Origin of the sequence: Streptomyces sp. TRM49041, from assembly GCF_008271805.1 — a bacterium.
GTDB lineage: Bacteria > Actinomycetota > Actinomycetes > Streptomycetales > Streptomycetaceae > Streptomyces.
Window position 1 is genome coordinate 13,106 of the sequence record NZ_VSRY01000013.1, and the last position, 26,338, is coordinate 39,443.

General features: G+C 73.5%; 20 protein-coding genes and 2 pseudogenes. 4 read left to right on the forward strand and 18 right to left on the reverse strand.

The window, feature by feature from the left end; genetic code table 11:
* Positions 1–16: 16 nt before the first annotated feature.
* The 9 genes from FVS66_RS00170 to FVS66_RS00210 form a co-directional block, all read right to left on the reverse strand.
* Entirely contained in the window at positions 17–1,126 is a 1,110-nt protein-coding gene (locus FVS66_RS00170) for a pseudouridine synthase (RefSeq protein ID WP_149178882.1), read from the reverse strand.
* On the reverse strand, positions 1,126–1,728 hold the full coding sequence (gene scpB / locus FVS66_RS00175) for an SMC-Scp complex subunit ScpB (protein WP_149178883.1): 603 nt from the start codon (positions 1,726–1,728) through the stop codon (positions 1,126–1,128). The genes FVS66_RS00170 and scpB overlap by 1 nt, the downstream gene beginning before the upstream one ends.
* Entirely contained in the window at positions 1,728–2,867 is a 1,140-nt protein-coding gene (locus FVS66_RS00180; protein ID WP_149178884.1) for a ScpA family protein, read from the reverse strand. The genes scpB and FVS66_RS00180 overlap by 1 nt, the downstream gene beginning before the upstream one ends.
* Positions 2,868–2,937: 70 nt before the next feature.
* On the reverse strand, positions 2,938–3,498 hold the full coding sequence (locus tag FVS66_RS00185) for a hypothetical protein (protein WP_149178885.1): 561 nt from the start codon (positions 3,496–3,498) through the stop codon (positions 2,938–2,940).
* Positions 3,483–4,526 carry a ParA family protein gene (locus tag FVS66_RS00190; RefSeq protein ID WP_399224545.1) on the reverse strand — a complete coding sequence of 348 codons (1,044 nt, stop codon included), beginning with the start codon at positions 4,524–4,526 and terminating at the stop codon, positions 3,483–3,485. Before FVS66_RS00190 ends, FVS66_RS00185 begins: the two co-directional genes overlap by 16 nt.
* Before the next feature lie 514 nt (positions 4,527–5,040).
* On the reverse strand, positions 5,041–6,156 hold the full coding sequence (gene ald / locus FVS66_RS00195; protein ID WP_149178887.1) for an alanine dehydrogenase: 1,116 nt from the start codon (positions 6,154–6,156) through the stop codon (positions 5,041–5,043).
* Positions 6,157–6,309: 153 nt separating this feature from the next.
* Positions 6,310–8,346: a tetratricopeptide repeat protein gene (locus FVS66_RS00200; RefSeq protein WP_149178899.1), complete on the reverse strand. Its 2,037-nt coding sequence runs from the start codon at positions 8,344–8,346 to the stop codon at positions 6,310–6,312.
* A gap of 690 nt (positions 8,347–9,036) precedes the next feature.
* Positions 9,037–9,663 carry an NUDIX hydrolase gene (locus FVS66_RS00205; protein ID WP_149178888.1) on the reverse strand — a complete coding sequence of 209 codons (627 nt, stop codon included), beginning with the start codon at positions 9,661–9,663 and terminating at the stop codon, positions 9,037–9,039.
* Between the two features lie 79 nt (positions 9,664–9,742).
* Positions 9,743–11,404 carry a CTP synthase gene (locus tag FVS66_RS00210; RefSeq protein ID WP_149178889.1) on the reverse strand — a complete coding sequence of 554 codons (1,662 nt, stop codon included), beginning with the start codon at positions 11,402–11,404 and terminating at the stop codon, positions 9,743–9,745.
* Positions 11,405–11,929: 525 nt separating this feature from the next.
* Between FVS66_RS00210 and FVS66_RS00215 the strand changes: the two genes are divergently transcribed.
* The gene (locus FVS66_RS00215; protein ID WP_149178890.1) at positions 11,930–13,732 is read left to right on the forward strand and encodes a glycoside hydrolase family 15 protein; all 1,803 of its coding nucleotides are present in this window, start codon (positions 11,930–11,932) and stop codon (positions 13,730–13,732) included.
* Between the two features lie 84 nt (positions 13,733–13,816).
* Entirely contained in the window at positions 13,817–15,475 is a 1,659-nt protein-coding gene (locus tag FVS66_RS00220) for a PucR family transcriptional regulator (protein WP_149178891.1), read from the forward strand.
* A gap of 120 nt (positions 15,476–15,595) precedes the next feature.
* Here FVS66_RS00220 and FVS66_RS00225 read toward each other — a convergent pair whose 3' ends face one another.
* From FVS66_RS00225 to FVS66_RS36685, 6 genes and pseudogenes are all read right to left on the reverse strand, one after another.
* The gene (locus FVS66_RS00225; protein ID WP_149178892.1) at positions 15,596–16,690 is read right to left on the reverse strand and encodes a glycosyltransferase family 4 protein; all 1,095 of its coding nucleotides are present in this window, start codon (positions 16,688–16,690) and stop codon (positions 15,596–15,598) included.
* A 112-nt stretch (positions 16,691–16,802) separates the two neighbouring features.
* A pseudogene (locus FVS66_RS00230) lies at positions 16,803–17,544 on the reverse strand (hypothetical protein).
* Positions 17,545–17,573: 29 nt separating this feature from the next.
* Positions 17,574–19,292 carry a DNA repair protein RecN gene (recN, locus tag FVS66_RS00235; protein ID WP_187645314.1) on the reverse strand — a complete coding sequence of 573 codons (1,719 nt, stop codon included), beginning with the start codon at positions 19,290–19,292 and terminating at the stop codon, positions 17,574–17,576.
* 450 nt (positions 19,293–19,742) lie between these two features.
* Positions 19,743–20,657: an NAD kinase gene (locus FVS66_RS00240; protein ID WP_149178893.1), complete on the reverse strand. Its 915-nt coding sequence runs from the start codon at positions 20,655–20,657 to the stop codon at positions 19,743–19,745.
* A complete protein-coding gene (locus tag FVS66_RS00245) occupies positions 20,654–21,469 on the reverse strand; it encodes a TlyA family RNA methyltransferase (RefSeq protein ID WP_149178894.1) in 816 nt (271 codons plus the stop codon). The genes FVS66_RS00240 and FVS66_RS00245 overlap by 4 nt, the downstream gene beginning before the upstream one ends.
* Before the next feature lie 7 nt (positions 21,470–21,476).
* Positions 21,477–21,935: a hypothetical protein gene (locus tag FVS66_RS36685; RefSeq protein WP_399224549.1), complete on the reverse strand. Its 459-nt coding sequence runs from the start codon at positions 21,933–21,935 to the stop codon at positions 21,477–21,479.
* Between the two features lie 42 nt (positions 21,936–21,977).
* On the opposite strand from FVS66_RS36685, the gene FVS66_RS00255 reads away from it, so the two are divergent.
* Complete coding sequence (locus FVS66_RS00255; protein WP_149178895.1) at positions 21,978–22,325, forward strand: SCP2 sterol-binding domain-containing protein; 348 nt, start codon at positions 21,978–21,980, stop codon at positions 22,323–22,325.
* Between the two features lie 134 nt (positions 22,326–22,459).
* Here FVS66_RS00255 and FVS66_RS36690 read toward each other — a convergent pair.
* Together FVS66_RS36690 and FVS66_RS00265 are read right to left on the reverse strand one after the other, a co-directional pair.
* Positions 22,460–22,615: pseudogene (locus FVS66_RS36690) on the reverse strand (iron chelate uptake ABC transporter family permease subunit); the annotation flags it as partial.
* A 149-nt stretch (positions 22,616–22,764) separates the two neighbouring features.
* Positions 22,765–23,808, reverse strand: coding sequence for an HAD-IIA family hydrolase (locus FVS66_RS00265; RefSeq protein ID WP_149178896.1), 1,044 nt, complete (start codon positions 23,806–23,808; stop codon positions 22,765–22,767).
* A gap of 77 nt (positions 23,809–23,885) precedes the next feature.
* Between FVS66_RS00265 and FVS66_RS00270 the strand changes: the two genes are divergently transcribed.
* Entirely contained in the window at positions 23,886–25,166 is a 1,281-nt protein-coding gene (locus FVS66_RS00270; protein WP_149178897.1) for a DUF1015 domain-containing protein, read from the forward strand.
* A 59-nt stretch (positions 25,167–25,225) separates the two neighbouring features.
* On the opposite strand, the gene FVS66_RS00275 is transcribed toward FVS66_RS00270, so the two are convergent.
* Positions 25,226–25,981 (reverse strand): tetratricopeptide repeat protein, encoded by a 756-nt coding sequence (locus FVS66_RS00275; protein ID WP_149178901.1) that lies wholly within the window; start codon positions 25,979–25,981, stop codon positions 25,226–25,228.
* Positions 25,982–26,338 lie beyond the last annotated feature (357 nt).

Consider the following 26,338-nt stretch of genomic DNA (forward strand, 5'->3'; position numbering starts at 1 on the left):
TGTTCCGGGGTGTCGTTTACAGACCGACTTCCTTCATCAGCATGCCGACCTCGGTGTTCGTCAGACGGCGCAGCCAGCCCGACTTCTGGTCACCCAGCGCGATCGGGCCGAACGCGGTCCGGACCAGCTTCTCGACCGGGAAGCCCGCCTCGGCGAGCATCCGGCGCACGATGTGCTTACGCCCCTCGTGCAGCTGGACCTCGACCAGGTAGTTCTTGCCGGTCTGCTCGACGACCCGGAAGTGGTCGGCGCGGGCGTAGCCGTCCTCCAGCTGGATGCCCTCCTTGAGCCGCTTGCCCACCTCACGCGGCAGCGGGCCGGTGATGGCGGCCAGGTAGGTCTTCTTCACGCCGTACTTCGGGTGGGTCAGCCGGTGGGCAAGCTCACCGTGGTTGGTGAGCAGGATGATGCCCTCGGTCTCGGTGTCGAGCCGGCCGACGTGGAAGAGCCGCGTCTCACGGTTGGTGACATAGTCACCGAGGCACTGGCGGCCGTCCGGGTCCTCCATCGTCGACACGACGCCGGCGGGCTTGTTCAGCGCGAAGAAGAGGTAGGACTGGGTGGCGACGGTCAGGCCGTCGACCTTGATCTCGTCCTTGTCGGGGTCGACGCGGGTTCCCTGCTCGACGACGATCTTGCCGTTGACCTCGACCCTGGCCTGGTCGATGAGCTCCTCGCAGGCGCGCCGCGAGCCCATGCCCGCCCTGGCGAGCACCTTCTGCAGCCGCTCGCCCTCCTGCTCCGCGCCGGGGAACGTCTTGGGCGTCTTGATCTGCGGCTTGTTCGCGTACCGCTCGCGGTTGCGCTCCTCGATCCGGGCGTCCAGCTCACGCGTACGCGCCGGGGCCGTGCGGCCGCCGCCCCGCTGGGGCGACTGCCGGGGGCCGCCCTTGGCGCCCCCACGGGCGGCGGCGCCGCGGCCCCGCTTCGGGCCGTCGGACGTGCCGCCCACGTCGTAGCTGCGCTCCTCGGGGCGGGGCTTGCGGGGCCTGCCCTGCTTGTCGTCGCGGCTGTTACCGGCACCCCGGTAATTGCCGCGGCCGCCGCTGCTGCCGCGGCCGCCGCTGTTGCCACCACGGCTCCCGCCGTTGTTTCCGCTGCTGTTCCTGCCGCTGCTGCTTCGCATCAAAGTTCCGTCTTGTCGTCTGCGTCCTCGGAATCCGGTGCATCCGGATCGAACGACGGGACACCTTCCTGCGTCTCGGCCTCGATCGCGTCCGCCTCGGGGAGGAAGGGCGCGAGCTCGGGGAGTTCGTCCAGGCCGCGCAGGCCCATCCGCTCCAGGAAGTAGTTCGTCGTCCTGTACAGGATCGCACCTGTTTCGGGTTCCGCGCCCGCCTCCTCCACCAGACCGCGCTGGAGGAGGGTGCGCATGACCCCGTCGCAGTTCACTCCGCGTACCGCCGAGACGCGTGAACGGCTGACCGGCTGGCGGTACGCGACGACCGCGAGGGTCTCCAGGGCGGCCTGGGTGAGGCGGGCCTGCTGGCCGTCGAGGACGAAGTTCTCCACGGCGGGGGCGTAGGCGGGACGGGTGTAGTACCGCCAGCCGCCGGCGACGGCGCGCAGCTCGAAGCCGCGGCTCTGGCGGTCGTACTCGTCGGCCAGCTCGCGCAGGGCGTCGGCGACCTCGCGCCGGGGGCGTTCGAGCACCTTGGCGAGGTGCTCCTCGGTCGCGGGCTCGTCGACGACCATGAGGACGGCCTCGAGGGCCGGCTTCAGCTCCATCAGACCTTCTCCTCCTCCTGCCGCACGGCGCGGTCGAACTCGTCGGTCACGGTCGCGACGGCGTCCCCACCGGTCCAGCGGACGGTGAGCTCCGCCAGCGGGTCGTCCTGGTCGAGGGCGACCGCCCTGTCGCGGTACAGCTCCAGCAGCGCGAGGAACCGGGCGACGACGGTGAGGGTGTCGCCCGCGTCCCCGGCGAGGTCCCGGAAGGTGACCTCGCCGCGCTCCCGCAGCAGGGCGACGACGATCTCCGCCTGTTCCCGGACGCTGACCAGCGGGGCGTGGATGTGGTCCACATACACCTCTGGCCTGGGCTTCGGCTGCATGGCCTTCACGGCGAGCTTGGCGAAGCCCTCGGAGCCGATGCTGAGGACCACGTCCGGGAGCAGTTCGGCGTGGTGCGGTTCGAGCCCGACCGTACGCGGATAGCGCCGGCCCTCGTGGTCGAGCCGCCCGCTGAAGATCTCGGCGATCTGCTTGTACGCCCGGTACTGGAGGAGCCGCGCGAACAGCAGGTCGCGCGCCTCCAGGAGCGCGAGGTCGGCCTCGTCCTCCACCTCGGCGGCGGGCAGCAGCCGAGCGGCCTTCAGGTCGAGCAGCGTGGCGGCGACGACCAGGAACTCGGTCGTCTGGTCCAGGTCCCAGTCGGGGCCCATGGCCCGGATGTGCGCCATGAACTCGTCGGTGACCCGCGACAGGGCGACTTCCGTGACATCCAGCTTGTGCTTGGAGATCAGCTGAAGCAGCAGATCGAACGGCCCCTCGAAGTTGGCCAGCCGTACGGTGAACCGCCCGTCCCCCTCACCCGCGGAGCCCTCCGGCACGTCGGCCGGCACGTCGGCCGGCCCGGACGACCGGGCGGGCTCCGCCGGCTGAGCAGGCTCCGCCGGTTCCGGCGCGGGTGTGCGCTCCGCCGAGTGCGGCTTGGTGACGGCCTGTACGGGGGTACCGGTGCCGGGAGTACCAGGCTCTGGGGCGACCGCGGGCAGCGGCGCGTCGGCCACCGCTTCACTCAGGTCCGGGGGATGGCCGGCCGGTGCGACGCCCTCCGGGGCCGTTTCGGGCGCGGGAGGCGGGGCCGGGGGTACGGCTGGGCCTCGGCCCAGGGGGCGGCGTCGGCGGGGGGTGTTCGGGGGCATCGTGGTCCAGGGGCAGCGGGGGCGGCGGCCCAGGCTACCGGGCGCGCCCGCGCGACGGTGCCCTACGCGCTCAGCGGCCGCGCAGGCGGCGTACCAGGATGCTCGCGTCGCCCCGGGACTCCAGGTCCGCCAGGACCACCGCGACCGCCTCGCGGACGATGCGCCCGCGGTCCACGGCCAGGCCGTGCTCGCCGCGCAGGACGAGACGGGCGTGCTCCAGGTCCATGAGCTCCTCGGCGGAGACGTAGACCGTGATCTTCTCGTCGTGGCGTTCGCGCCCGCTGGGCCGACGGCTCGGTGAGCGGCGCCCACGCCGCGACGCGGCCGGTGCCGCGGCGCCCTTGGCGGCCTTGGACGCCCCCGGGCCGGCCGCGGCGCCCCCGGTCGCCGTACCGGACTCGCTCTCGACCGCCGCCGCGCCGCGCGTGCGCGGCTGCTGCGCGGCCTCGCCGTCCCCCGCCGCCGCGGCGGAGTGCTCCTCTGACGGCGGCGGCTCCTGCTCACCGCCCTGGCCGGGCACCCGGGCGGCCTCGCCCGTGGCCGGGCGTCGGGGCGACGACGCCTGCAGCGGCATGCCCCCGGTCGTACGGAACAGCTCGTCGGCACCGGGCAGACTCACTCGGCGTGACACCGGGCGAGCACCTCCCTGGCGAGCTGGCGGTAGGCGGCCGCGCCGACCGAGTTCGAGGCGTACGTGGTGATCGGCTCGCCCGCGACCGTGGTCTCCGGGAAGCGCACGGTGCGGCCGATCACCGTGTGGTAGACGTGGTCGTCGAACGCCTCGACGACCCGGGCCAGGACCTCGCGGCTGTGCACCGTCCGCGAGTCGTACATCGTGGCGAGGATCCCGTCGAGCTCCAGCTCGGGGTTGAGCCGCTCCTGGACCTTCTCGATGGTCTCCGTCAGCAGGGCGACACCGCGCAGCGCGAAGAACTCGCACTCCAGCGGCACTATCACCTTGTGTGCGGCGGTCAGCGCGTTGACGGTCAGCAGACCGAGCGACGGCTGGCAGTCGATCACGATGTAGTCGTAGTCCTGGAGCAGCGGCTTCAGGGCGCGCTGCAGCGTTGACTCGCGCGCCACCTCGCTCACCAGCTGCACCTCGGCGGCCGAGAGGTCGATGTTGCTCGGCAGCAGGTCCATGTTGGGCACGGCGGTCTTCAGGAGCACCTCGTCCGCCGACATGCCCCGCTCCATGAGCAGGTTGTAGACGGTGAGGTCGAGTTCCATCGGATTGACCCCGAGTCCGACCGACAGGGCGCCCTGCGGGTCGAAGTCGACGAGCAGCACCCGTCGTCCGTACTCCGCGAGCGCGGCACCCAGGTTGATGGTCGACGTGGTCTTGCCCACGCCGCCCTTCTGGTTGCACATCGCGATGATCTTCGCGGGTCCGTGCTCGGTGAGCGGGCCGGGGATCGGGAAGTACGGCAGCGGCCGTCCGGTCGGGCCGATCCGCTCGCGGCGCTGCCGGGCAGCGTCGGGTGCGAGGGTGGCCGCGTACTCCGGATCTGGCTCGTACTCGGCGTCGGGGTCGTAGAAGTGCCCCTCGGGCAGCTCGTCGTAGGCGGCGAAGTGGGTGGACTCTCGGCCACTCTCGTTGCCGGCCATGGCGTTCACGTGTTGGCCGTCCATCATCTTCATCGTGTGGGGTGTCGTCATGTGCTGGCGCGTCGCGAAGGTTCGGACAGCGACGGAGCCGACGGCCTCGGACCCGGACCCGGACGGCGGACCACCGGGGCCGGCCGTGGGCACTCCTGGTTGAGCCGCCCCGGGAGTAAATGTCGACTCATTCACAAGTCGTCTTACCTCCTTGGACGTGACCAGGAAACTTATCGATAGGTCAGCGTGGCACCATGCCGACGGTTGGCGACTCTATGGCGTGTCACCGGTCCGCAGCAACACAATCGGCCGGACGCGGCGGGATGTGTCGGCAACCGAACGTCTTCCTGTCAAGGGTGCGGGGCCACCGATCCCTACGTTTCGCGGGTGTGCGAAACGGTTAAAGGGTTACGTTCGAGGCGACTTGAGGCGACACGCACATACGACCGGACATGCGTCCGGCCGGACCTTGTCGAACAAGGTCCGGCCGGATGCGTGAGGTTGACGACCCCATTGGCCCCGCGTGGACGGTAAGCCCTGTGTTAACGGGCGGTTGACGGGGAGTGAGCAGACGTCAGCCGAGCAGCGTCTCGAGCTCGATGTGCTCGAGACCGTGCGCCTCGGCGACCTCCTTGTACACGACCTTGCCGTCGTGCGTGTTGAGGCCCCTGGCCAGCGCGGCGTCGCCGCGGAGCGCCTCGACCCAGCCGTTGTTGGCCAGCGACACGATGTAGGGCAGCGTGGCGTTGGTGAGGGCGTAGGTGGAGGTGTTCGGGACGGCGCCCGGCATGTTGGCGACGCAGTAGAACACCGAGTCGTGGATCCGGAAGGTCGGGTCCGCGTGCGTGGTCGGGCGGGAGTCCTCGAAGCAGCCGCCCTGGTCGATCGCGATGTCGACAAGGACACTTCCGGGCTTCATCCGGGAGACGAGCTCGTTGGTGACCAGCTTCGGGGCCTTGGCGCCCGGGATGAGGACGGCGCCGATGACGAGGTCGGCCTCGGTGACCGCCTTCTCCAGCTCGTAGGAGTTGGAGACGACAGTCTGGACCTTCGTACCGAAGACCTTGTCGGCCTCGCGGAGCTTGTTGATGTCGCGGTCGAGCAGGGTCACGTGGAAGCCCATGCCGACGGCGATCTGGGTGGCGTTCCAGCCGGAGACGCCACCGCCGATGACGACGGCCCTGCCGGCGTGGGTGCCGGGGACACCGCCGGGCAGGACCCCGCGGCCGCCGGCCGAGCGCATCAGGTGGTAGGCGCCGACCTGCGGGGCGAGGCGGCCCGCGACCTCGGACATCGGGGCGAGCAGCGGCAGCGCGCGGCTGGACAGCTCGACCGTCTCGTACGCGATGGCGGTGGTGCCGGACTCCAGCAGGGCGTCCGTGCACTCGCGGGACGCGGCGAGGTGCAGGTAGGTGAAGAGGGTCTGGTCCTTGCGGAGGCGGTGGTACTCCTCCGCGATCGGCTCCTTGACCTTGAGCAGCAGGTCCGTGGTGGCCCAGACCTCGTCGGCCGTGGGCAGGATCCGCGCGCCCGCGGCTACGTACTCGTCGTCCGTGATCGAGGAGCCGACACCGGCGTTCTGCTCGATGAAGACCTCATGGCCGTTGCGGACGAGCTCGTGCACACCGGCGGGGGTGATGGCCACACGGAACTCGTTGTTCTTGACCTCGCGGGGGATGCCGACCTTCATCGTCGATCACGGTCCTTGATTCAGGGGGTACGGGGCAAACCGCTACACAGCGGTACATACCCGGATGCAGTACAGCGCACCGGGGCACACCACGGTTAATCGCGGCGCACCCAGTCTAATGAAGGACTTCCCCGTGTCTAGCCTTACAAAGCATTAATTTTTCTCGGAACCACTACGGGTTTCATAGGTGGGCGCCGCCGGGGTGGCGGATGTGGCAGAGGCACCGTGACCTGCGGGGCCGGGCGCGGAGCCGGACGCGGAGCCTGCCGGGCCTGCCTCGGGGCCACGGCCGCCGAGGGCGAGGAGCCGCTCCGCGGCGACGCGGTGCAGCCGGGCCGCGGACGGGTCGCCGAGCCGGTCGAGGGTGTCCGCGAGACGCAGCCGCAGGGCGGCGTGGAGGCGAACGTCCCCGGCGCGGCGCGCCCATTCGACGGCCTCCTCGCAGGTACGCAGGGACTCCTGGAGGCGGCCCGCGTACTCCTGCACCCGGGCCGCCTCGCTCAACGCCCGTGCGTGGCCCGGGACATCGGCGAGCCGCCGGTAACCGGCCGCGGCGGCACGCCAGTTGCGCAGCGCCTCGCCGTAGCGGCCGGCGTACGTGTGGACGGCGCCGAGCCTGCCGTAAAGCCGCGCCTGGTCGGCCCGCTCGCCCCGGGCGAGCCGCTGCGCGAGGGCCCGCCCGTACCAGTCGGCGGCCCGCTGCCAGTCGCCCAGCTCCTGGTGGGCGCCGCCCACGGATTCCATGGCGCGGCCGGTCGCGTACGGGTCGTTCGCCAGGCGGCCGGCGTCCATGGCGGCCCGGTAGCGGGACAGCGCGTCGCGGGTGCGGCCGGTGCGGGTGTCCAGGTCGCCGAGGTTCAGCAGGGCGGCGGCACGCTCGCGGTGCAGGCCGCGGCGCTCGGCGACACCGAGGACCAGCTGGTGGAGGCCGTACAGCTCGGGGGCGGCCTCCTCGGCACCGCGGTGCGCGGCGAGGGCCCGTACGAGGGCGGCGACCAGGCGGCGGGCCAGGGTGTCCAGCTCGCCGTCGGCGACCGCGAGGCGGGCGGAGGCCAGCAGCACGGGCTGCCGGTCGCGCAGCCACTGGGCGGCGGCCGCACGGTTCGGGAAGCGCAGAGCGCGGGGCAGCCCGGAGATCTTCCGGCGGGCGGCGGAGTCCTCCGCCTCGGTGACCGCCCGGCAGGACTGGAGGAGCCGTACGGTCCGCTCCAGCATGCGCGCCCGGGCGAGCTGCACCTCGGCGGGCCGGTCCTCGGCGGCGAGCCGGTCCTTGATGAGGGGCATCAGACAGCCGGGCACCTCGTACTGCCCGTGCGGCGCCTTCCGTACGAACCCGAGCGCCACGAAGCCGTCGAGCAGCGACGCGGCCGTGGAGACCGAGCACCCGGCCAGCGCGGACAGGGTCTGCGGGTCGGCGAGGCCGAGGGGCGCGAGGGCGAGGAGGCGCAGGCCGCGGGCGCCGGGCGCGGGCAGCGCCTCGTACGCGAGGCGGAAGGCGCGAGCCAGGGGCCGGAGCGTGGCGGGGCGGACGTCCTCGTCGGGGACGGCGCGCAGCCGCTTGGCGAGGTCGGCGACGGAGGCGGTGGGCCGGGCGGCCAGCCAGCCGCCGGCGAGGACGAGGGCGGCAGGCTGGCCCGCGCAGAGTTCGGTGAGCGTCTCGGCGGCCTGCGGGTCGACGGTGATCCGGACGGAGCCGGTGTAGCCGTCAAGCAGTTCGATGGCCGCCTTGGCGTCCAGGCCGCCGACGGTGCAGGGCCTGACGTCGGGGATGCCGGTGAGCGGGCCGCGCGCGACCGCCACGACCAGACACTCGGGGTTGTCCGGCAGGAGGGCGTCCACCTGCTCGGCGTCGGCCGCGTCGTCGAGGAGCAGCAGGACGCGGCGCTCGGTGAGGGCGGCGCGCAGCAGCTCGCTCACCTCGTCCTCGTCGGCCCCGGCGGGCGCGGCCACCCCCAGGTCGTCGAGGAGCCCGCGCGCGACGCGCTCCACGGGTACGGGGTCTCCTCCGGACTCGGTCAGCCTGGCCCGCAGGACACCGTCCCGGTACCCGCGTTCGAGGTCCCGCACCAGCTGCTGGGCCAGCGCGGTACGTCCGGACCCGGGCCGCCCGGCGATGAGCAGCACGCGCGCGCGGGGCACCTTCCGTCCGGCCAGGGTGTCCAGCCCGGCCCGCGAGATGTCCACCCGCAGCGCTTTGAGCTCCCGATCCCGCCCGAGGAACCGCCGCGCCTCCCGGGAGGCGGAGTCGCCTTCGGTGCGGGACCGGCGGTCGCCGGACCCGACACGCCCGGGACGCCCGTCGCCGCCGGCACGGGCACCGGTCCGGCCGCCGGGCCCGGCTGCGGCACCGCCGGAACCACGACGCCCGAGTACCTCGTGCGGGTCGTCACCGTCATCGCCGTCGTCGCCGAAGTCGCGGTCGTCGCCGAAGTCGCCGTCGTCGCCGTAGGCGCCCGGCCCTGCCGCCGCCCCGCTCGGGGCATCCGGCTCGGCGGCCGCACGGCGTGTGTCACGGCGCTCCCGGCCCGGCCCCGGCGGTTCGGAGGCGTCCGGACGCGACGGGGCCGGGGCGGCGGCGGTGGCGGTGTCAGGTGCCGGGGTCGGGGTCGGGTCGGCGTGGGGCGAGGCGGGGGTGTTCGGAGCAGGACCACGTCCGGCGGCCGCCGGCGTGGAGTCGGCCTTCTCGGGCCGCTCGGCGTCGCCGATGTTCACCGCCTGATCCGTCACGGGTCACGCTCCCGTCCGCCTGCGCACGAGCTGATCCCGCCGGGTATCCGTGCGGGCGATCCGAGCGTAGTTCAGCGCCGAGGTCGTTCCGTGCTGCGCGCGGCCCGCACATCGCTCGATCGGATCAGCTGATCGTCACACCGATGCCGGGCGTCACGCGGGGAACGGCCGTGCCGGCCACGGGGCCTCGGCCGGGCGCAGGGCGTCGAGTCCGTCACCAGCCCGGGCGGCGAGGACCGACAGGACACCGACGACGAGGCAGTTGTTGTGGAGCTCGCCCGCCAGCACCCCGCGTGCCAGCTCGCTCAGCGGGACGCGGGCCAGCTCCATGTCGGCCTCCTCCTCTGAGACCTCGAAGCGCTCCCCCTCGGCGTCGGAGAGCCCGCGCGCCAGGAAGATGCGGACGGCCTCGTCACAGCCGCCGGGCGTCGTGTACACGTCCGTCAGGACATGCCACTCCCCCGCCTTGACGTGCGCCTCCTCGTACAGCTCCCGCTGGGCCGCGCGCAGCGGGTTCTCACCGGGCACGTCCAGCAGCCCGGCCGGGATCTCCCACAGCTTCTGCCGTACGGGGTGCCGGTACTGGCGCAGCACCAGGACGCGGTCCTCTTCGTCGAGGGCGAGGACGGCGACCGAGCCGGGGTGGACCTGGTAGTCACGGCTGACGACGGAACCGTCCGGCATGACCACGTCGTCCGTGCGGACACTCGTCTTGTTGCCCTGGAACGGGGTCACGGTCGCGGTGACCCGCCACTCCTCGGGCGTGTCCTTGATGGCCATGCAACTTCCTCCCTCACACAGGAAACCGGGGTGCGCGGCCCTCTCGGACCCGCACCCCGGCCAACCGTATCTGCTGTGGTTACTCGCCGGACTCCGCCGCCTGCCGGCGCTCCACCGCGGCCTTCACCAGGCCTGCGAAGAGCGGGTGCGGCCGGGTCGGCCGGGACCGGAGCTCGGGGTGGGCCTGTGTGGCGACCAGGTAGGGGTGGACGTCGCGCGGGTACTCCACGTACTCGACGAGCTTGTTGTCCGGGGACGTGCCGGAGAAGAGGACCCCGGCCTTCTTCTCCAGCTCGGCGCGGTACGCGTTGTTGACCTCGTAGCGGTGGCGGTGGCGCTCCTCCACGTACGGCTGGTCCGCGTAGACCTCGCGGACGATCGAGCCCTCGGCGAGCTTGGCCGGGTAGAGGCCGAGCCGCATGGTGCCGCCCAGGTCGCCGGCGCCCTCGACATACGCCAGCTGCTCCTCCATCGTCGAGATGACGGGGTGGGAGGTGGCGGCGTCGAACTCGGTGGAGTTGGCGTCGGGGATGCCGGCGAGGTTCCGCGCGGCCTCGATGACGATGCACTGGAGGCCCAGGCAGAGGCCGAGCAGCGGGATCCTGTTCTCGCGGGCGTACTGGATCGCGCCGACCTTGCCGTTGACGCCGCGCTCGCCGAAGCCGCCGGGGATGACGATCGCGTCGACGTCGCCGAGCTGCTGTGCGGCGCCGGCCTGCGTCTTGCAGTCGTCGGAGGTGACCCACTTGACCTTGACCCGGGCCTTGTTGGCGAAGCCGCCGGCGCGCATGGCCTCGGTGACCGAGAGGTAGGCGTCGGGCAGGTCGATGTACTTGCCGACGAGCGCGACCGTGACCTCGTGGTCGGGGTTGTGGACGCGGTCCAGCAGGTCGTCCCACGTCGTCCAGTCGACGTCGCGGAACGGCAGGTCGAGCTTGCGGACGACATAGGCGTCGAGGCCCTCGGTGTGCAGGACCTTCGGGATGTCGTAGATCGACTTCGCGTCGATGGCCGCGACCACGGCGGCCTCGTCGACGTCGCACATCAGGGAGATCTTGCGCTTGATCGCGGTGGGCACGTCACGGTCGGCGCGCAGCACGATGGCGTCCGGCTGGATACCGATGTTGCGCAGCGCTGCGACGCTGTGCTGGGTCGGCTTGGTCTTCAGCTCGCCGGAGGGGCCGATGTAGGGCAGCAGCGAGATGTGCACGACGAAGACGTTGTCGCGGCCGACCTCGTGGCGGACCTGGCGGACGGTCTCCAGGAACGGCAGGGACTCGATGTCGCCGACGGTGCCGCCGACCTCGGTGATGACGACGTCGACGTCGTCGGTGGCCATGTGCCGGATGCGGTGCTTGATCTCGTTGGTGATGTGCGGGATGACCTGGACGGTGTCGCCGAGATACTCGCCGCGCCGCTCCTTGGCGATGACCGTGGAGTAGACCTGGCCCGTGGTGACGTTGGCGGAGCCGTCGAGGTCGACGTCGAGGAACCGCTCGTAGTGGCCGATGTCCAGGTCGGTCTCGGCGCCGTCGTTGGTGACGAACACCTCACCGTGCTGGAAGGGGTTCATGGTGCCCGGGTCGACGTTGAGGTACGGGTCGAGCTTCTGCATGGTGACCCGGAGCCCCCGCGCCTTGAGGAGCGCCCCTAGGCTGGAGGCGGTCAGCCCCTTGCCGAGGGAGCTGGCGACACCCCCGGTGACGAAGATGTGCTTGGTCGTCGTTGATTTGGGCGGCATGGCCAAGAGGGGGCTCCCGTGGTCGCGGTCTGGAGGTGCGTACCGGCGTCCGATCCGGAGATCCTGGAGGGAGGAATCCCGAGGTCTCCGGGGGTGCCGTCGCTGCGGTTCGGGGGCCGCCGATTGGTTCTGCGGCGCCCACCGGTCCACGGGCTACCAGGGTATCAGCGACGAAGGGTGACTGCGTTCCGGCCACACTGCCCATATAAACCAGCCAATGTCTGGTCGTGTTCAGCGATGTTCGATCTTGTGCGAAACAGATGAGCGTGACCTGCCGTGCATGCATTCGCACAGCGGGGTACTGGCTCACTCGTCCGGCTCATCCCGTCCCTCATGCTCCACCAGGAAGATCACACAGACCACCCGGGCGCGTCGTATCCTGCTCGGACACCCGTTGCCGAGTCAGGCCCGTATACGGCACCACCCCAGCCCGTCGCCCGGGACCCCCTCGCGTCAACGATCCTTGACCCTGACCCCAGTAAGCGCCCCGCGGGGCGAACGTGGCCGTTCGACTGGAGATTGCACGTGGCCGGGCGCATCGAGGACTACGCACTCATCGGAGACATGCAGACCGCTGCCCTGGTCTGCCGGGACGGCACGGCCGACTGGCTGTGCCTGCCCCGCTTCGACTCACATGCCGTCTTCGCAGGACTCCTCGGGAACGAGGAACACGGATTCTGGCGGATCGGACCGCAGCACGCCGAGGGCAGCGAGCCCCCGGTCGCCGACCGCCGCCGCTACCGGGGCGACTCGCTCATCCTCGAATCCGAGTGGGACACGCCACGCGGCACCGTCCGCATCACCGACTTCATGCCGCCCCGCGACGGCGCGCCCCAGCTGGTGCGCATCGTGGAGGGCGTCAGCGGCCGGGTGAAGATGCGCTCGTCGCTGCGGATGCGGTTCTCGTACGGCCGGGTCGTGCCGTGGGTGCACAAGGTCGACGCCCGTACGGTCGCCGTCGCCGGCCCGGACTCGGTGTGGCTGGACACCGAGTGCGAGACATACGGCGAGCATCTGACGACGTACTCGGACTTCACCATCACGCCGGGTGAGCGGATCGCCTTCACGATCAGCTGGCAGCCCTCGCACCACCCTCAGCCGCCGCTGCCGGACCCCGAGGGCGCCCTGGAGGCGACCTCCCAGTTCTGGCACGACTGGGTCGAGCACTGCACGTACCGCGGCCCCTACCGGGAGGCCGTGATCCGCTCGCTGATCACCCTGAAGGCCCTGACGTACGCCCCGACGGGCGGGATCGTGGCGGCGCCGACGACGTCACTGCCGGAGGACATCGGCGGCGTACGGAACTGGGACTACCGGTACACCTGGCTGCGGGACGCGGCGATCACACTCTCCTCGCTGCTGCGCACCGGCTACCGCGAGGAGGCCCGCGCCTGGCGCGAGTGGCTGCTGCGCGCGGTGGCGGGCGACCCGGAGAACCTGCAGATCATGTACGGCATCGCGGGCGAACGCGAGCTGGGCGAGGCCGAGCTGGACTGGCTGCCCGGCTATGAGAACTCCGCCCCGGTGCGGGTCGGCAACGGCGCCGCCGCCCAGCTCCAGCTGGACGTGTACGGCGAGGTCACCGAGGCCCTGCATCTGGCCCACATGACGGGCCTGGCCCGCAACGACTACGCCTCCCTCCTCCAGCTGAAGCTGATCCACTATCTGGAGAAGCACTGGACAGAGCCCGACGAGGGCATCTGGGAGGTCCGCGGGCCGCGCCGCCACTTCGTGCACTCCAAGGTCATGGCGTGGGTCGCCGTCGACCGCACCATCAAGCTCGTCGAGTCCGGCGACGCCGACGGCCCGCTGGAGCGGTGGCGCGAACTGCGCGACGAGATCCACCGCGACGTCTGCGAGAAGGGCTACGACCCCGAGCGCAACACCTTCACGCAGTCGTACGGCTCGCAGGAGCTGGACGCGTCGCTGCTGCTCATCCCGCAGATGGGCTTCCTGCCGCCGGACGACAAGCGGGTCATCGGCACCATCGAGGCGATCCAGCGGGAGCTCTCCACGTCGGACGGCTTCATCCTGCGCTACCCGACGCAGGGCTCCGAGGAGGGCGTGGACGGCCTGCCCGGCGACGAGGGCGCGTTCCTGGCCTGCTCGTTCTGGATGGCCGACGACCTGGCGATGATCGGCCGCGTCGACGAGGCGCGGAAGCTCTTCGAGAAGCTGCTGGCCCTCCGGAACGACCTCGGGCTCCTCGCCGAGGAGTGGGACCCCCGGCTGCAGCGCCAGGTCGGGAACTACCCGCAGGCGTTCAGCCACGTGCCGCTGATCGACACGGCCCTGCGGCTGACCGCGAGCGGCGCCTACGGCGGCTGACCGGAAGCCGTACGCGCGGTGCCGGCGCCGTCCGTGATGCCCGGGTGATGACCCGGCGAGGCCGCGGGGGTAGCGTCCCGCCCCATGGAGGAACAGGGCGGGATCACCGTGCGGCGGGCGCTGGAGCTGCCCGGGCTGCGCGGCGGGCTCCCGGAGGTGGTGGCGGGCGCCGACCGGCTGCACCGCACGGTCCGCTGGGTGCACGCCGGTGAGGTGCCGAACATCGCGTCGCTCCTGAAGGGCGGCGAACTGCTGCTCACGACCGGGATCGGGATCGGTGCGCGTCCGGCCGAGCAGCGGGCGTTCGTACGACGGCTGGCTGAGCGCGGGATCGCCGCGCTGGTCGTGGAGCTGGGGCCGCGGTTCACCCGGCTGCCCGGGGCACTCGTGGAGAGCGCCCGGGCGGCGGGCCTGCCGCTGGTCCAGCTGCACCGGGAGGTGCCGTTCGTCTCGGTGACGGAAGAGGTCCACACCGAGATCGTCAACGGGCACTACGCGCTGCTGCGGCAGGCCGAGGACGTGCACCGGCAGTGCACAGAGGCGCTCCTCGGGGGCGGCGGCGTGCCGCATGTGCTGCGGATCCTGGCGGGATTCGCGGGCAACCCGGTGTTCCTGGAGGCCGCCGACGGCCGGCTCCTGTACGCGGCGGAGGGGACACCATGGACACCGGGGACACCGTGCGCGGACCCGCTCCAGGTGTGGGAGGGCCTGCGCGGCCGGCGGTCGGGGGCCCCGGAGGCACGGCCCGCCGGATCCGTACTCGTCGACGTACCGGGCGGTGGCCCCGGCAGCACGGGCTCGGGAGCCGGCGCGGTGCGGGCGCGGCTGGTGCTCCTCGCGGTGGCGGGCCGGCTGCTGCCGGTGCACCGGATGGCGGCGGAGCGGGCGGCGGGCATCCTCGCGGTCGTCCTCATGCAGGCCCGCCAGGAGGAGGAGCTGGCGGCCCGGGGCCGGGGCGACTTCCTCACGGACCTCGCCGAGGGGCGGATCGCGGCGGAGGACGCGGCGGCACAGGCCCGGGTCCTCGGCTTCAAGCCGGGGGACGGGCCGCTGCTGCCGGTCGTCATGCGGCTCGCCGCCGAGCACGCGCCCGCGGGCGGGTGGGCGCTGCTGGCGCGGGCGGTGGCCGAGGAGCTGTCGCCGGTCGGCGTGCCGGTCCTGGTGGGCGTCCGCCCGGTGGAGGGCCGTGTGCCGCTGCTCCTGGGGCTGCGTACCGAGTCCGAGCGCACCGCCGTCGCGGACCGGGTGGCCGCCGCGCTCAGGACCGGCGTGGAGCGCGCGGGCCTCGACCGCTCCGGTGGTCACCCGCCGGTCGTCGTCGTGGGCGTCGCGGGCGGCTGGGCGGCGGCGTCCGCCGGGCTCCGGCACGCGGCGGAGACGGCCACGGCCGCGCAGGGTCTGCCCGAGCGCCCCTGGCACGACGCGCGGAGCCTGGACGTCGACCTGCTGCTGTGGCGGCTGCACCGCCATGACGAGACGGCGCTGGCGGCGTTCGTGGACCGCACGATCGGACCGCTGCGCGCGCACGACGCGGCGTCACGCAGCCCGCTGCTTCCCACCTTGGAGACGTACCTGGCCCACGCGGGCCGCAAGGCGGAGACGGCCCGCGAACTCCACCTGAACCGCCAGACCCTCTACAACCGCCTGGCGAGGATCGCCGAACTCCTCGGCACGGACCTGGACGACCCCCGGACACTCCTGCCCCTGTCCATGGCCCTGCGCGCCCGCCGCCACGCCCCTTGAGGCAGGCCCGTGCGCCTGCGCGGCCGGCCGGCCGCGCGGAGCCCCGGTACGCGAGGCCGTTGACGGGACGACGCCCCGCCCGGTCGGCCGCGCGCACCAGGACGGTGGGGTTCGGAGGCGTCAGCCGCCGTTGCCGCCCCGCGACGCGCACAGTTCGTCGTAGACACTCAGGACCTGCGCGATGGTCTCGTCCTCCGTGGGCCATGTCGCGGCCTGGCGGTGGCCTGCCTCGGCGAGGGCCGCGCGGCTCGCCGGGTCCGCGAGGAGGCGGGTCACGGCAGCCGCGAGGGCGACCGCGTCGCCGTACGGGACGAGTTCCGCCGCGTCCCCGACGAGTTCGGGCACACCGCCCACCGCCGTGGCGACGAGCGGCACCCCCAGCCGCAGGGCCTCCTGGGCGAGCGGCGCCCGGGCCTCCCACCGGCTGGGGAGCACCGCGACGTCCGCCGCGGCCAACAGCGCGCTGGCGTCCTCGCGGTGACCGAGCAGCCGCACAGGAAGACGCTCGGTGTCGACCCGCCGCTCCAGCGCGTCCCGCCGGGTGCCCTCCCCGGCGACGGCGACCAGCGGCACCGGGTCGTGGCCGAGCCACCGCCGCGACGCGTCCAGCAGTGTGTCGTGCCCGCGGTGCGGCTCCAGTGGACCGGCGGTCACGACCAACGGCCGGTCGACGGCCCCCAGTTCTGCCCGCGCCTTCTCACCGGGCAGGTCGGCGAGCCCGCACGGCGGCGGCATGGTGACGGGACCGAGGCGGGCGTCGCGGGCGCCCCGCCGCCGCGCCCGGTCGACGAGCTCCGAAGACGTGGCGAGTACGACGGCCGCCGCCCGAACGGCCTTCCGCTCCATGAACCGCAGCAGCTGCCTGCGCGCACCCTCGACGTGCGGCCGGGTGTGCCACGTGACGACGAGCGGCACGTGCTGCGCGGCGAGCGCCAGACCGGACCGGACCGCCGCGTTCAGCCCGTGCGCGTGGACGACGTCGGCGTCCGCGCAGGCGGCCCGCAGCGCGCCCACGGACAGCGGGTCGCTGCGGCGCGGTACGGGCACGAAGTGGGCCCCGGCGCCGAGGAAGTCGTAGTCGTGGTCCAGCTCGGCGGGGGCGCACACGGTCACCCGCACGCCCCTCGCCACGAGCCCCGCGGCCAGTGATCTGACATGAGCGCTGCTGCCCGCGCTGCCGCCGCCCAGCACTTGGACCGTACGCAGCTGTGTCACGCGCTCAAGGATGCCAGCCCGTACGCACGTTCCGGCACCGGCGCTCGGACCCGCTCCGCCGCATCCCGCGACATTCCGGCGCGCAACGGCGTGACCTCGCCGCCGGGATCACTCACACGGGTGAACGCGCGAGCCGGCTGACGGTACCGCCGTTGACGGCCGCCGTGACGAGCGCGGCGGCGTGCAGCGTGAGCCCGAGCCGCCCGTTGCCGGCGGCCACGGCCACCCCGAGAGCCGCGCCGAGAGCGTGCGCCCCGGTGTCGCCCAGCATGGTCCGCTCCCCCAGGTCGTCGGCGACGACGGCCGCGGCAGCGCCCATGGGGGCGGCGGCGAGCGGCCCGCCCCGCACGAGGCCGGGCACCCCGAGGGCGAACACGGCCAGGGCGGCCCGCCCGGGCCGTACGTCCACGAGGTTGACGAGATGGGCGGTGCCGGCGACCACCACCCCGGCGAGCAGCCTGTCCAGCGGCCGTTCCCTGAGCAGCGCGCCCGCGGCGAGCCCGGCGGCGCCGATCCCGAACAGTTTGACGGCCCCGGCTGGTGACCTCGCCGTCCCGCAGCGCGCCCAGGTGGGCCCGGAAACCGCGCCGGTGGTCGCCGTCGAGGTCGTCGTACGCCCCGCAGGCCGCCGCCGCGAGGGTCGCCAGCACGGCGGCGCCCCGCTCGCGGCACGGCAGCGCGCCCAGCGCGGTGCCGACGGCGACGGCCGGCGCCGCGTACAGGTCGACGGTCCGCCCGGCGTGGTTGGTCCGCTCCCAGGCAGCCCGTCGGCGCCGCCGCAGCCCCGCGTGTACGGCGCGGGTGGCCACGGCGGCCGTCCCGAACGCCGCGGCCGCCCTCGTAAGATTCCCCATCACGCAGAGCACCCTACGAGGGGCTGGTGTCAGACGTCCGCCCGGGCGGTGGCCAGCAGTTCCTCGGCGTGCGCCCGTGCCGTCTCGGAGTCCTCCTGCCCGGCGAGCATCCGCGACAGCTCCCGCACCCGGTCCTCGCCCTCGAGGACGGTGACGCCGGACCTCGTGACGGACCCGTCGTCGGTCTTCTCGACCAGCAGCTGGCGGTCGGCGAACGCCGCGACCTGCGGCAGGTGCGTGACCACCACGACCTGCGCCGACTTGGCGAGCTTGGCGAGCCGCCGCCCGATCTCCACGGCCGCCTTGCCGCCGACACCCGCGTCCACCTCGTCGAACAGATAGGTGGGCACGGGGTCGGTACCCGCGAAGACGACCTCGACGGCGAGCATCACGCGGGACAGCTCACCGCCCGAGGCGCCCTTGGCGATCGGCCTGGGCGGGGCGCCCGGGTGCGGGGCGAGCAGCAGCTCGACCTCGTCGGCGCCCGCCGGCCCGTACGCCACCGTCCGGCCACCGACCTCGACACCGTCCGGGTCCTCGGTCTGCCGGATCGCGAACGACACGCGCGCGTGCGGCATGGCCAGCGACGCCAGCTCGGCGGTGACGGCGTCGGCGAACCGGGCAGCCGCCTCCGTCCGCGCGTCGGTCAGGGCCTCGGCGAGGCCGGACAGTTCGGCGCGCAGTGCGTCCCGTTCGGCGGTGAGCTCGCCGATGCGGTCGTCGTCGCCGTCCAGTTCGGTGAGCCGGGCCGCGCTCTCCTGGGCCCAGGAGAGTACGGCGTCGATGTCCGTGCCGTACTTGCGGGTCAGCCCGGTCAGCGCGGCGCGCCGCTCCTCCACGGCTGCCAGGCGGCGCGGGTCGGCGTCCAGGTTGTCCGCGTACCCGGCGAGTTCGCCGGCCACGTCGGCGAGGAGGATCGAGATCTCACCGATCCGGTCGGCGAGCACGGCGAGGGCGGGGTCGTGGGACCGTACGCCCTCCAGGCCGCGCCCCGCACCGGCGACGAGGGTCGTCGCGTCGACCGCCTCCGGGTCCTCGGGGTTGCCCGCGAGCGCGCCGTGCGCGAGCGCGGCGGCGGAGGCGAGGGCCTCGGCGTGGCCCAGCCGCTCGGCCTCGGCGGCGAGTTCGACATCCTCCCCGGCACGCGGCTCGACCGCCTCGATCTCCGCGAGCCCGAACCGCAGCAGGTCGGCCTCCTGCGCCCGCTCCCGGGCCCGGGTCGTCAGCTCGTCCAGCTCCGCGTTGAGCGCCCGCAGCCGCCGGTAGGCCTCGCTGTAGGCGGCGAGCGGCACGGCCACGGCGTCGCCCGCGTACCGGTCCAGCGCGCCGCGCTGCCGGGCGGGCTTCAGCAGCCCCTGCTGGTCGGTCTGGCCGTGCACGGCGACGAGGTCGTCGGCCAGCTCGGCGAGCAGCCCGACGGGCACGCTGCGGCCGCCCAGGTGCGCGCGGGAGCGGCCCTCGGCGGAGACGGTACGGCTGATGAGCAGCGCCCCCTCGTCGAGGTCGGCGCCCGCGTCCTGGGCGCGGCGTGCGGCCGCGCCGTCCGGCACGACCCCGACCCGTCCCTCGACGACGGCGGACGGCGCGCCGATCCGCACCAGGGCCGGGTCGGCGCGCCCGCCGAGCAGCAGCCCCAGGCTCGTCACCACCATGGTCTTGCCCGCACCGGTCTCGCCCGTCACCGCGGTGAACCCGGGTGACAGCTCGACCACCGCGTCGTCGATGACTCCGAGCGACCGTATCCGCATCTCCTCCAACACGGGGAAGACCTTACGAGGTCCCGCCCCCACAACGCGACGGCCCCCGCCCCGCGCCGCAGAACCCGCAGGTGGACACCGCCACGTATCACCCACGGGGGTGGCCCGCTCCGCCTCTCTCGCCCCTCTCGCCCCGCGCCCGGCGCCCGGCACCGCCGCCCGAGCGCCGAGGGCGGGGCCTGTTCCGGGCAACCGCCGGGTGGGCTCCGACGCGGGTGCGGCGAGCCCAGCACCGCCCGCCCTCCCCCGCCCTCCTGCCGCCGCTCCGGCGTCGCGTCCGTGCCGCAGGCGGTCCCCCTGTCCCCTCGCGGTGCGGCGCTACGCCGGGGTCGGGATCCCGTCCCGTTGTGGGCATGCGTTCCGCCGGGGCGGAACGGATGGGCACAACGGGACGGCGCCCCGCCCAGAGGGCCGCGCACCACGCGGTGGGTCGCGCACGCCCTAGTGCGGCGCCCCCCGCCACCCCGAAACCGGCAGCGCGAACTTCGCGACGAGCCGGTCCGAGAAGGACGCGTGGTGGAGCCGGGCGAGCCGCACCGGCACGGAGCCGCGCCGGATCTCCACCCGCGCCCCCGCCGGCAGCGTGACGGTGCGCCGCCCGTCGCACCACAGCACCCCGTCCGGGGTGTGCGGCTCCACCTCCACCGCCAGCACCGAATCAGGCGTGGTCACCAGCGGCTTGGCGAACAGCGCGTGGGCGCCGATCGGGACCATCAGCAGTGCCTCCACCTCCGGCCAGATGACTGGCCCGCCCGCCGAGAAGGCGTACGCGGTGGACCCGGTCGGGGTCGCGCAGATCACCCCGTCGCAGCCGAAGCCCGTCACCGGCCGCCCGTCGATCGCGAGGACGACCTCCAGCATCCGCTCGGGCGCCACCTTCTGCACGGCGGCCTCGTTCAGCGCCCAGTTGGTGTGCAGGACGTCGCCGTTGTCGTAGACGACGACGTCGAGGGTCATGCGCTCCTCGACCTCGTACGCGCGCGTGACAACCCGGTCGACGACCTTGTCGAGGTCGTCGCGCTCCGCCTCCGCGAGGAAGCCGACCCGCCCGAGGTTGACGCCGAGCATGGGCACGCCGGACGCGCGGGCGAACTCGGCGCCGCGCAGCAGCGTCCCGTCACCGCCGAGCACGATGAGCAGTTCGCAGCCGTCGAGGACGCCCGGGGTCGCTTCGGGGACGGTCTCCACAGCGGCCGGCAGCGGCAGGTCGGCGGCCTCGGAGGCCAGGACGCGTACGCCGATGCCGCAGCGCAGCAGCCCGAGGACGACGAGCTCGGCGCTGCGCACGGCGGCCGGCCGCCCCGTGTGCGCGAGCAGGAAGACGGTACGCGGTGCTGAACTCGGTGCTGAACTCAACGAGGTCCCTCCGCCACGGCACGCTCGATGTCGGCCGGATCAAGTGCGGGCGCCCCTGCCCGCAGCCACAGAAAGTACTCGACGTTGCCGGACGGGCCGGGCAGGGGGCTCGCGGTGACGCCCAGGACGCCGAGCCCGAGCTCGCCCGCCTGCCGCGCCACGTTCCGCACGGCCTCGGCGCGCAGCTCCGGGCTGCGGACCACGCCGCCACTGCCCAGCCGCTCCTTGCCGACCTCGAACTGCGGCTTGACCATCAGCACGAGATCGGCGCCGGGCGCGGCCACCCCGGCGAGCGCGGGCAGCACGAGACCGAGCGGGATGAAGGACAGGTCCCCGACGACCAGGTCCACCGCCTCCCCGTCCAATACGTCGAGCGTCAACTCACGCACATTCGTACGGTCCTTGACCGTGACGCGTTCATCGCTCCGCAGGGACCAGGCGAGCTGGCCGTAGCCGACGTCGACGGCGACGACGTGGGCGGCGCCGTTGCGCAGCAGTACGTCGGTGAACCCGCCGGTGGACGCCCCGGCGTCGAGCGCCCGCCGCCCCTCGACCTTCAGTCCGTTCGGTACGAAGGCGGCGAGGGCTCCGGCGAGTTTGTGGCCGCCGCGCGACACGTAGTCGGGGTCGCTGTCGTCCTGGGTGACGACGACGGCGGCGGCCGTCTCGACCTGGGTGGCGGGCTTGGTGGCGGTGGTGCCGCCGACGGTCACCCGCCCCGCCGCGATCAGCTGGCTCGCGTGTTCGCGCGAGCGGGCGAGCTTGCGGCGTACAAGCTCGGCGTCGAGACGGCGGCGTGCCACTCCTGCCACGTTGGGTTCAGCTCCTGTGCTCGTTCGGGGATCCCGGCCGGGGGTGTGCGTCCAGCGCGGTCAGCGTGTCGCGCAGCCCCCCGTGTACATCCTCGTACACCTCCAGGTGTTCGTCCGCCGGGAGGTGATCGGCATCACCGAGCCGCTCCAGCAGGGCGTCGACCTCAGGGTGCCCGGTCGCCGTCCGCTCGACGCCGAGGGGTGAGGGCACGGCGGGCTCGTCCGTCCGGTCGTGCCCGTGTTCGGCGTCCTCTCCAGCGGCGTCGGCGGCGGAGAGCCCCTCCGTCCCGTTCGGGGTACCCGGGGCGTTCACCGTCCGTAGCGCCGCCGGGAGCTCCTCCGGCCGCGCAGCGGGCCCACGGTGCGCCCCTGGCCCGTCGGCCGCCGGCACCCGGCCGACGGGCTCAGGGGCGGCCCCGACGGCCTCCTCGGGGGTCGCCGGCTGTCCGGGCATGGCGTGGTTCATGAGCCGACGCTACCGCGAAGCCCCGGTGTACGGTCGGTCACGATGGCCACGATCGAGGAGTGCCGCGCGGCACTCGACACCCTCGCGGGGAACCTGGCGCGTTCGGAAGGCGGCGTGCGGACGGCCGCGGCCGGGCGTCGTACGGTCAGCTGCCACCTCACCGACCTGGACGTGACGTTCACGGGCAGCCTCCTGGCAGGCCGGATCGAGGTGCTGGAGCAGTTGGAAGGACCACCGCGTGAGCGGGCGCGGGTCCGCCTCGCGATGTCCGGTGACGACCTGCTGGCGCTGGTACGCGGAGAGCTGGACTTCGCGCGGGCCTGGGCGTCGGGCCGGGTCGGGCTGGAGGCCGGGGTCCTGGACCTGCTGCGTCTGCGGTCACTTCTGTAGCGCCGCCACTCTGTAGCGCCGCCACCCGTGCCCCGCGCCCCGCGCCCCCGCCGGGACGACGAGCGGAGTACCCGTCCAGGGGCCGTCGATGACCTGCGGCGCAGGCCGAAGACCCGCTCGACCAGCTCGGCGTCGACGTACCCGTACAGCGCGCCGGTCGCGGACACGACGACGGCAGCGGCGCCCGCGTCCACACCCATGAGCCCCGGCTCGGCGAGCGGGTTTCGGGTGAGGACCCGCATCACGGCGCCGGACAGTCCGAGCGCGACACCGGCGAGCAGCCCGGCGACGCGCACGGAACGCCGTCCGCGGGACTCCCGCGCGGCGGACCGCGGTTCCGCGCTCCTTCCGGGAGGACCCTCGATCAACGCGCGATCAAGTCACCCCACCCCTCTCTCGATCGATCGTCGGGGTGCCCACAGCCCCGGCGTCCGCGGTGTCACCACCCCAGCCTGGCCAGCGCCTTCCCCGCCTCCAGCGCGCAAGAGCCCGCCCCGGCATGTGTCCAGGACGCCGCGCACAGCGCCCGCAGCCCGTCGAGCCGCTCGCCCGGGCCCTCGCCCTCGCCCTCCACGGCGAGCGCGCCGCCCTCCACCGTCGCCGTCCAGCCCCCGCACCGGAAGCCACCGTCCGCCGCCTCCGTGACCTCGGGCTGCCCGGTGAGCAGCCCGCGGAGGTCGGCGTCGACGTACGTCGGCCGGTGCTCCGGTACGGCCGCCAGGAGCTGCGCCGGGTCGGCCACGCCGGTCAGTACGAGCAGCGAGTCGACGCCGCCGTTGAAGGCGCCCTCGATATCCGTGTCCAGCCGGTCCCCGACCACGAGCGGCCGACGCGCCCCGGTCCGCAGGACCGTCTCCCGGTGCATCGGCGGCAGCGGCTTCCCGGCCACCTGCGGCTCGGCGCCCGTCGCGATCCGTACGACCTCCACGGCCGCGCCGTTGCCCGGCGCGATGCCCCGCGCGCCGGGGATCGTCAGGTCGGTGTTGGACGCGTACCACGGCACACCGCGCGCGATGGCGTACGAAGCCTCCGCGAGCCGCCCCCAGGGCAGCTCGGGCCCGCCGTACCCCTGGACGACGGCCGCCGGGTCGTCGTCGGCCGACTCGACCGGCACCAGCCCGCGCTCGCGCAGCGCGACCCGCAGCCCCTCCCCGCCGATGACGAGGATCCGCGACCCGTGCGGCAGCCGGTCGGCGATGAGCCGGGCCACCGCCTGCGCGGACGTCACCACATCGCCCGGCTCGGCGGGCACCCCCAGCTCCGTGAGGTGCGCGGCGACGGCGTCCGGCGTGCGCAGGGCGTTGTTCGTGACGTACGCGAGGTGCATCCCGCCGGCCCGGGCCGCGCCGAGCGCCTCCACGGCGTACGGGATGGCCTCCCCGCCCGCGTACACCACACCGTCCAGGTCCAGCAGCGCCGTGTCGTACGCCGCGCTCAACGCGGTCGCGCTGCCGCCCGGCCGGTTCCGCCCCTGCTGCCCCATCACCCGTGCTCCTCACTCATTCGGCCGATCCCGTGCCCCGATCATCGCTCATCCGTACATCCACCTACGATGCAAGGATGAACACGAGAGGTCCTGCGGCCGACGACGGCCTGCGCCTGAAACCGTTCCGCGGACTGCGGTACGTCCCGGAACGGGTCCGCAGCCTCGCCGCGGTGACCTCACCGCCGTACGACGTGGTGGTACGGCCCGACGGACTCCACCATCTCGAGTCGTCCGACCCGCACAACATCGTCCGGCTCATCCTCCCCCAGGCGCCCACGGCGGACGCCCGCCCCCGCCGCGCCGCCGACACCCTCACTGACTGGCTCGCCGAGGGGATACTGGCCGCCGACTCCGAGCCGGCCCTGTACGTCTACGAGCAGCGCAACGGCGACCTGCTGCAGCGCGGCGTCATCGGCGCCCTGGAGCTGTCGCGCCCGGAGGAGGGCATCGTCCTGCCGCACGAGGACGTCATGCCGCATGTCGTGGAGGAGCGCGCCGACCTGATGCGCACCACGGGCGCGCACCTGGAGCCGCTGCTGCTCACCTACCGCGGCGACGGCAGCGCGACCGGCGCGACGGCCGTCATCGAGCGTGTCATCGCCCGTACGCCGCTGCTCTCGACGACCACGGAGGACGGCTTCAGCCACCGGCTGTGGGCGGTGACGGATCCGGCGGAGCTGGCGGCGGCGGCCGGCGATCTGGCCCGTCACCAGGCACTGATCGCGGACGGCCACCATCGCTGGGCGACGTATCTGCGGCTCCGCGACGAGCAGGCCGGGACCGGCCCGTGGAACTACGGCCTGGTACTCCTCGTCGACACCGCACGCTATCCGCTGGAGGTCCGCGCCATCCACCGGCTGCTGCACCGCCTGCCGGTCGCGGACGCCCTCGCCGCCCTGGAGGGCTCGTTCCGGGTCCGCACCCTCGACGTGCCTCTCGCGACGGCCCTGGAGGCACTGGGGGACGCCGCGGCCGACGGGAACGCGTTCCTGCTCGCGGGTGACGGCCGCTTCCACCTGGTGGACCGCCCGGACGGGGAGCTGCTGGCCCGCACGATACGGCGCGACCGCCCGGAGGCGTGGCGTACCCTCGACGCCACCGTCCTGCACGCGACGCTCCTGGAGCGGGTGTGGCACGTCCCGGACGCCCCGGAGCACATCGCGTACATCCATGACACGCGGGCCGCGGTCACGCAGGCCGAGCGGCACGGCGCCACGGCCGTCCTGATGCACCCGGTGCGGGAGGACGTGGTCCGGGATCTGGCCCGCCAGGGCGTCACGATGCCCCGCAAGTCGACGTCGTTCGGCCCGAAACCGGCCACTGGCCTGGTACTGCGCAGCCTTGCACTGGACTGAACAGACACGGAGAAGGGCGGCACCCGAGGGGTGCCGCCCTTCTCCGTGATCAGGTCATCTCAGTGCCGCGACCCGCTGTCGTCGCCGCCCTGCTCCTCGCCGCCGTCCCCGGCGGCCTCAGTGCCCCGAATCTCCTCGGACCCCAAGGACTCATCGGACTCCTCGGACTCCTCGGGGTCTTCGGTGTCCTCGATCTCCTCGAAGGCATCGACGAACTCGACGCCGTCGAGTTCGGCGAGCCGGTCGGAGGCGTCGGTCGTGCCGTCCTTGTCGGACTCGATGGCCTTGGCGAACCATTCGCGCGCCTCGCCCTCACGTCCCGCCGCCAGAAGCGCGTCGGCGTACGCGTATCGCAGGCGCGCCGTCCACGGCTGTACGGCGTTGGCGGCGAGTTCGGGCGACTGCAGCGTGACGATGGCCGCGTCGACCTGTCCCAGGTCGCGCCGCGCCCCGGCGGCGACGAGCCGCATCTCGACCTGGCCCGCCTTGTCCAGCTTCTGCACCTCGGGCTCACCGGCCATGGCCAGCGCCCGCTCGGGCCGGCCGAGGCCGCGCTCGCAGTCGGCCATGACGGGCCACAGCTCGACGCTGCCGGTCATACGCCGGGCGGCACGGAACTCCGCGAGGGCCTCCGCGTACTTCTGGGTGGCGTAGGCGGCGAAGCCGGCGGCCTCGCGGACGGCGGCGACGCGGGAGGCGAGCCGCAGGGCGACGCGCGAGTAGCTGTAGGCCTTCTCGGGGTCCTCGTCGATGAGCCTGGCGACCATCACCAGGTTCCTGGCGACGTCCTCGGCGAGGGTCTTCGGCAGGCTCATCAGCTCCTGCCGTACGTCCTTGTCGATCTCGTCGCCGGTGACGTCCTCGGGGATGGGCAGCCGCTTGATGGGCTCGCGGTCCCGGCGGTCGTCGCGCCGGTCGTCGCGCCGCTCGGGACGCCCACGGAACCCGCCACGCCCCCGGTCGTCACGCCGGTCGTCCCGGCCACCACGGAAGCCCCCACGGGACCCGCCGCGGTCGTCACGCCGGTCGTCCCGACGGAACCCGCCGCGGTCGTCGTCCCGACGCGGCCCACGGTCCCGGTCACGGTCATCGCGCCGAGGAGCACGGTCGTCCCGGGGGAAACCGCCCCGGTCGTCACGCCGGTCGTCCCGACGGAAACCGCCACGGTCCCG

Excerpts from the sequence above, each read along its gene's own strand:
- FVS66_RS00220 (WP_149178891.1), top strand. The coding sequence starts at position 13,817 with ATGGAGGAACAGGGCGGGATCACCGTGCGGCGGGCGCTGGAGCTGCCC.
- FVS66_RS00170 (WP_149178882.1), bottom strand. The coding sequence starts at position 1,126 with ATGCGAAGCAGCAGCGGCAGGAACAGCAGCGGAAACAACGGCGGGAGC.
- ald (WP_149178887.1), bottom strand. The coding sequence starts at position 6,156 with ATGAAGGTCGGCATCCCCCGCGAGGTCAAGAACAACGAGTTCCGTGTG.
- FVS66_RS00210 (WP_149178889.1), bottom strand. The coding sequence starts at position 11,404 with ATGCCGCCCAAATCAACGACGACCAAGCACATCTTCGTCACCGGGGGT.
- FVS66_RS00190 (WP_399224545.1), bottom strand. The coding sequence starts at position 4,526 with ATGACGACACCCCACACGATGAAGATGATGGACGGCCAACACGTGAAC.
- FVS66_RS00180 (WP_149178884.1), bottom strand. The coding sequence starts at position 2,867 with ATGCCCCCGAACACCCCCCGCCGACGCCGCCCCCTGGGCCGAGGCCCA.
- FVS66_RS00275 (WP_149178901.1), bottom strand. The coding sequence starts at position 25,981 with ATGAGCCTGCCGAAGACCCTCGCCGAGGACGTCGCCAGGAACCTGGTG.
- FVS66_RS36685 (WP_399224549.1), bottom strand. The coding sequence starts at position 21,935 with ATGAACCACGCCATGCCCGGACAGCCGGCGACCCCCGAGGAGGCCGTC.
- recN (WP_187645314.1), bottom strand. The coding sequence starts at position 19,292 with ATGCGGATACGGTCGCTCGGAGTCATCGACGACGCGGTGGTCGAGCTG.
- FVS66_RS00270 (WP_149178897.1), top strand. The coding sequence starts at position 23,886 with ATGAACACGAGAGGTCCTGCGGCCGACGACGGCCTGCGCCTGAAACCG.
- FVS66_RS00255 (WP_149178895.1), top strand. The coding sequence starts at position 21,978 with ATGGCCACGATCGAGGAGTGCCGCGCGGCACTCGACACCCTCGCGGGG.
- scpB (WP_149178883.1), bottom strand. The coding sequence starts at position 1,728 with ATGGAGCTGAAGCCGGCCCTCGAGGCCGTCCTCATGGTCGTCGACGAG.
- FVS66_RS00205 (WP_149178888.1), bottom strand. The coding sequence starts at position 9,663 with ATGGCCATCAAGGACACGCCCGAGGAGTGGCGGGTCACCGCGACCGTG.
- FVS66_RS00265 (WP_149178896.1), bottom strand. The coding sequence starts at position 23,808 with ATGGGGCAGCAGGGGCGGAACCGGCCGGGCGGCAGCGCGACCGCGTTG.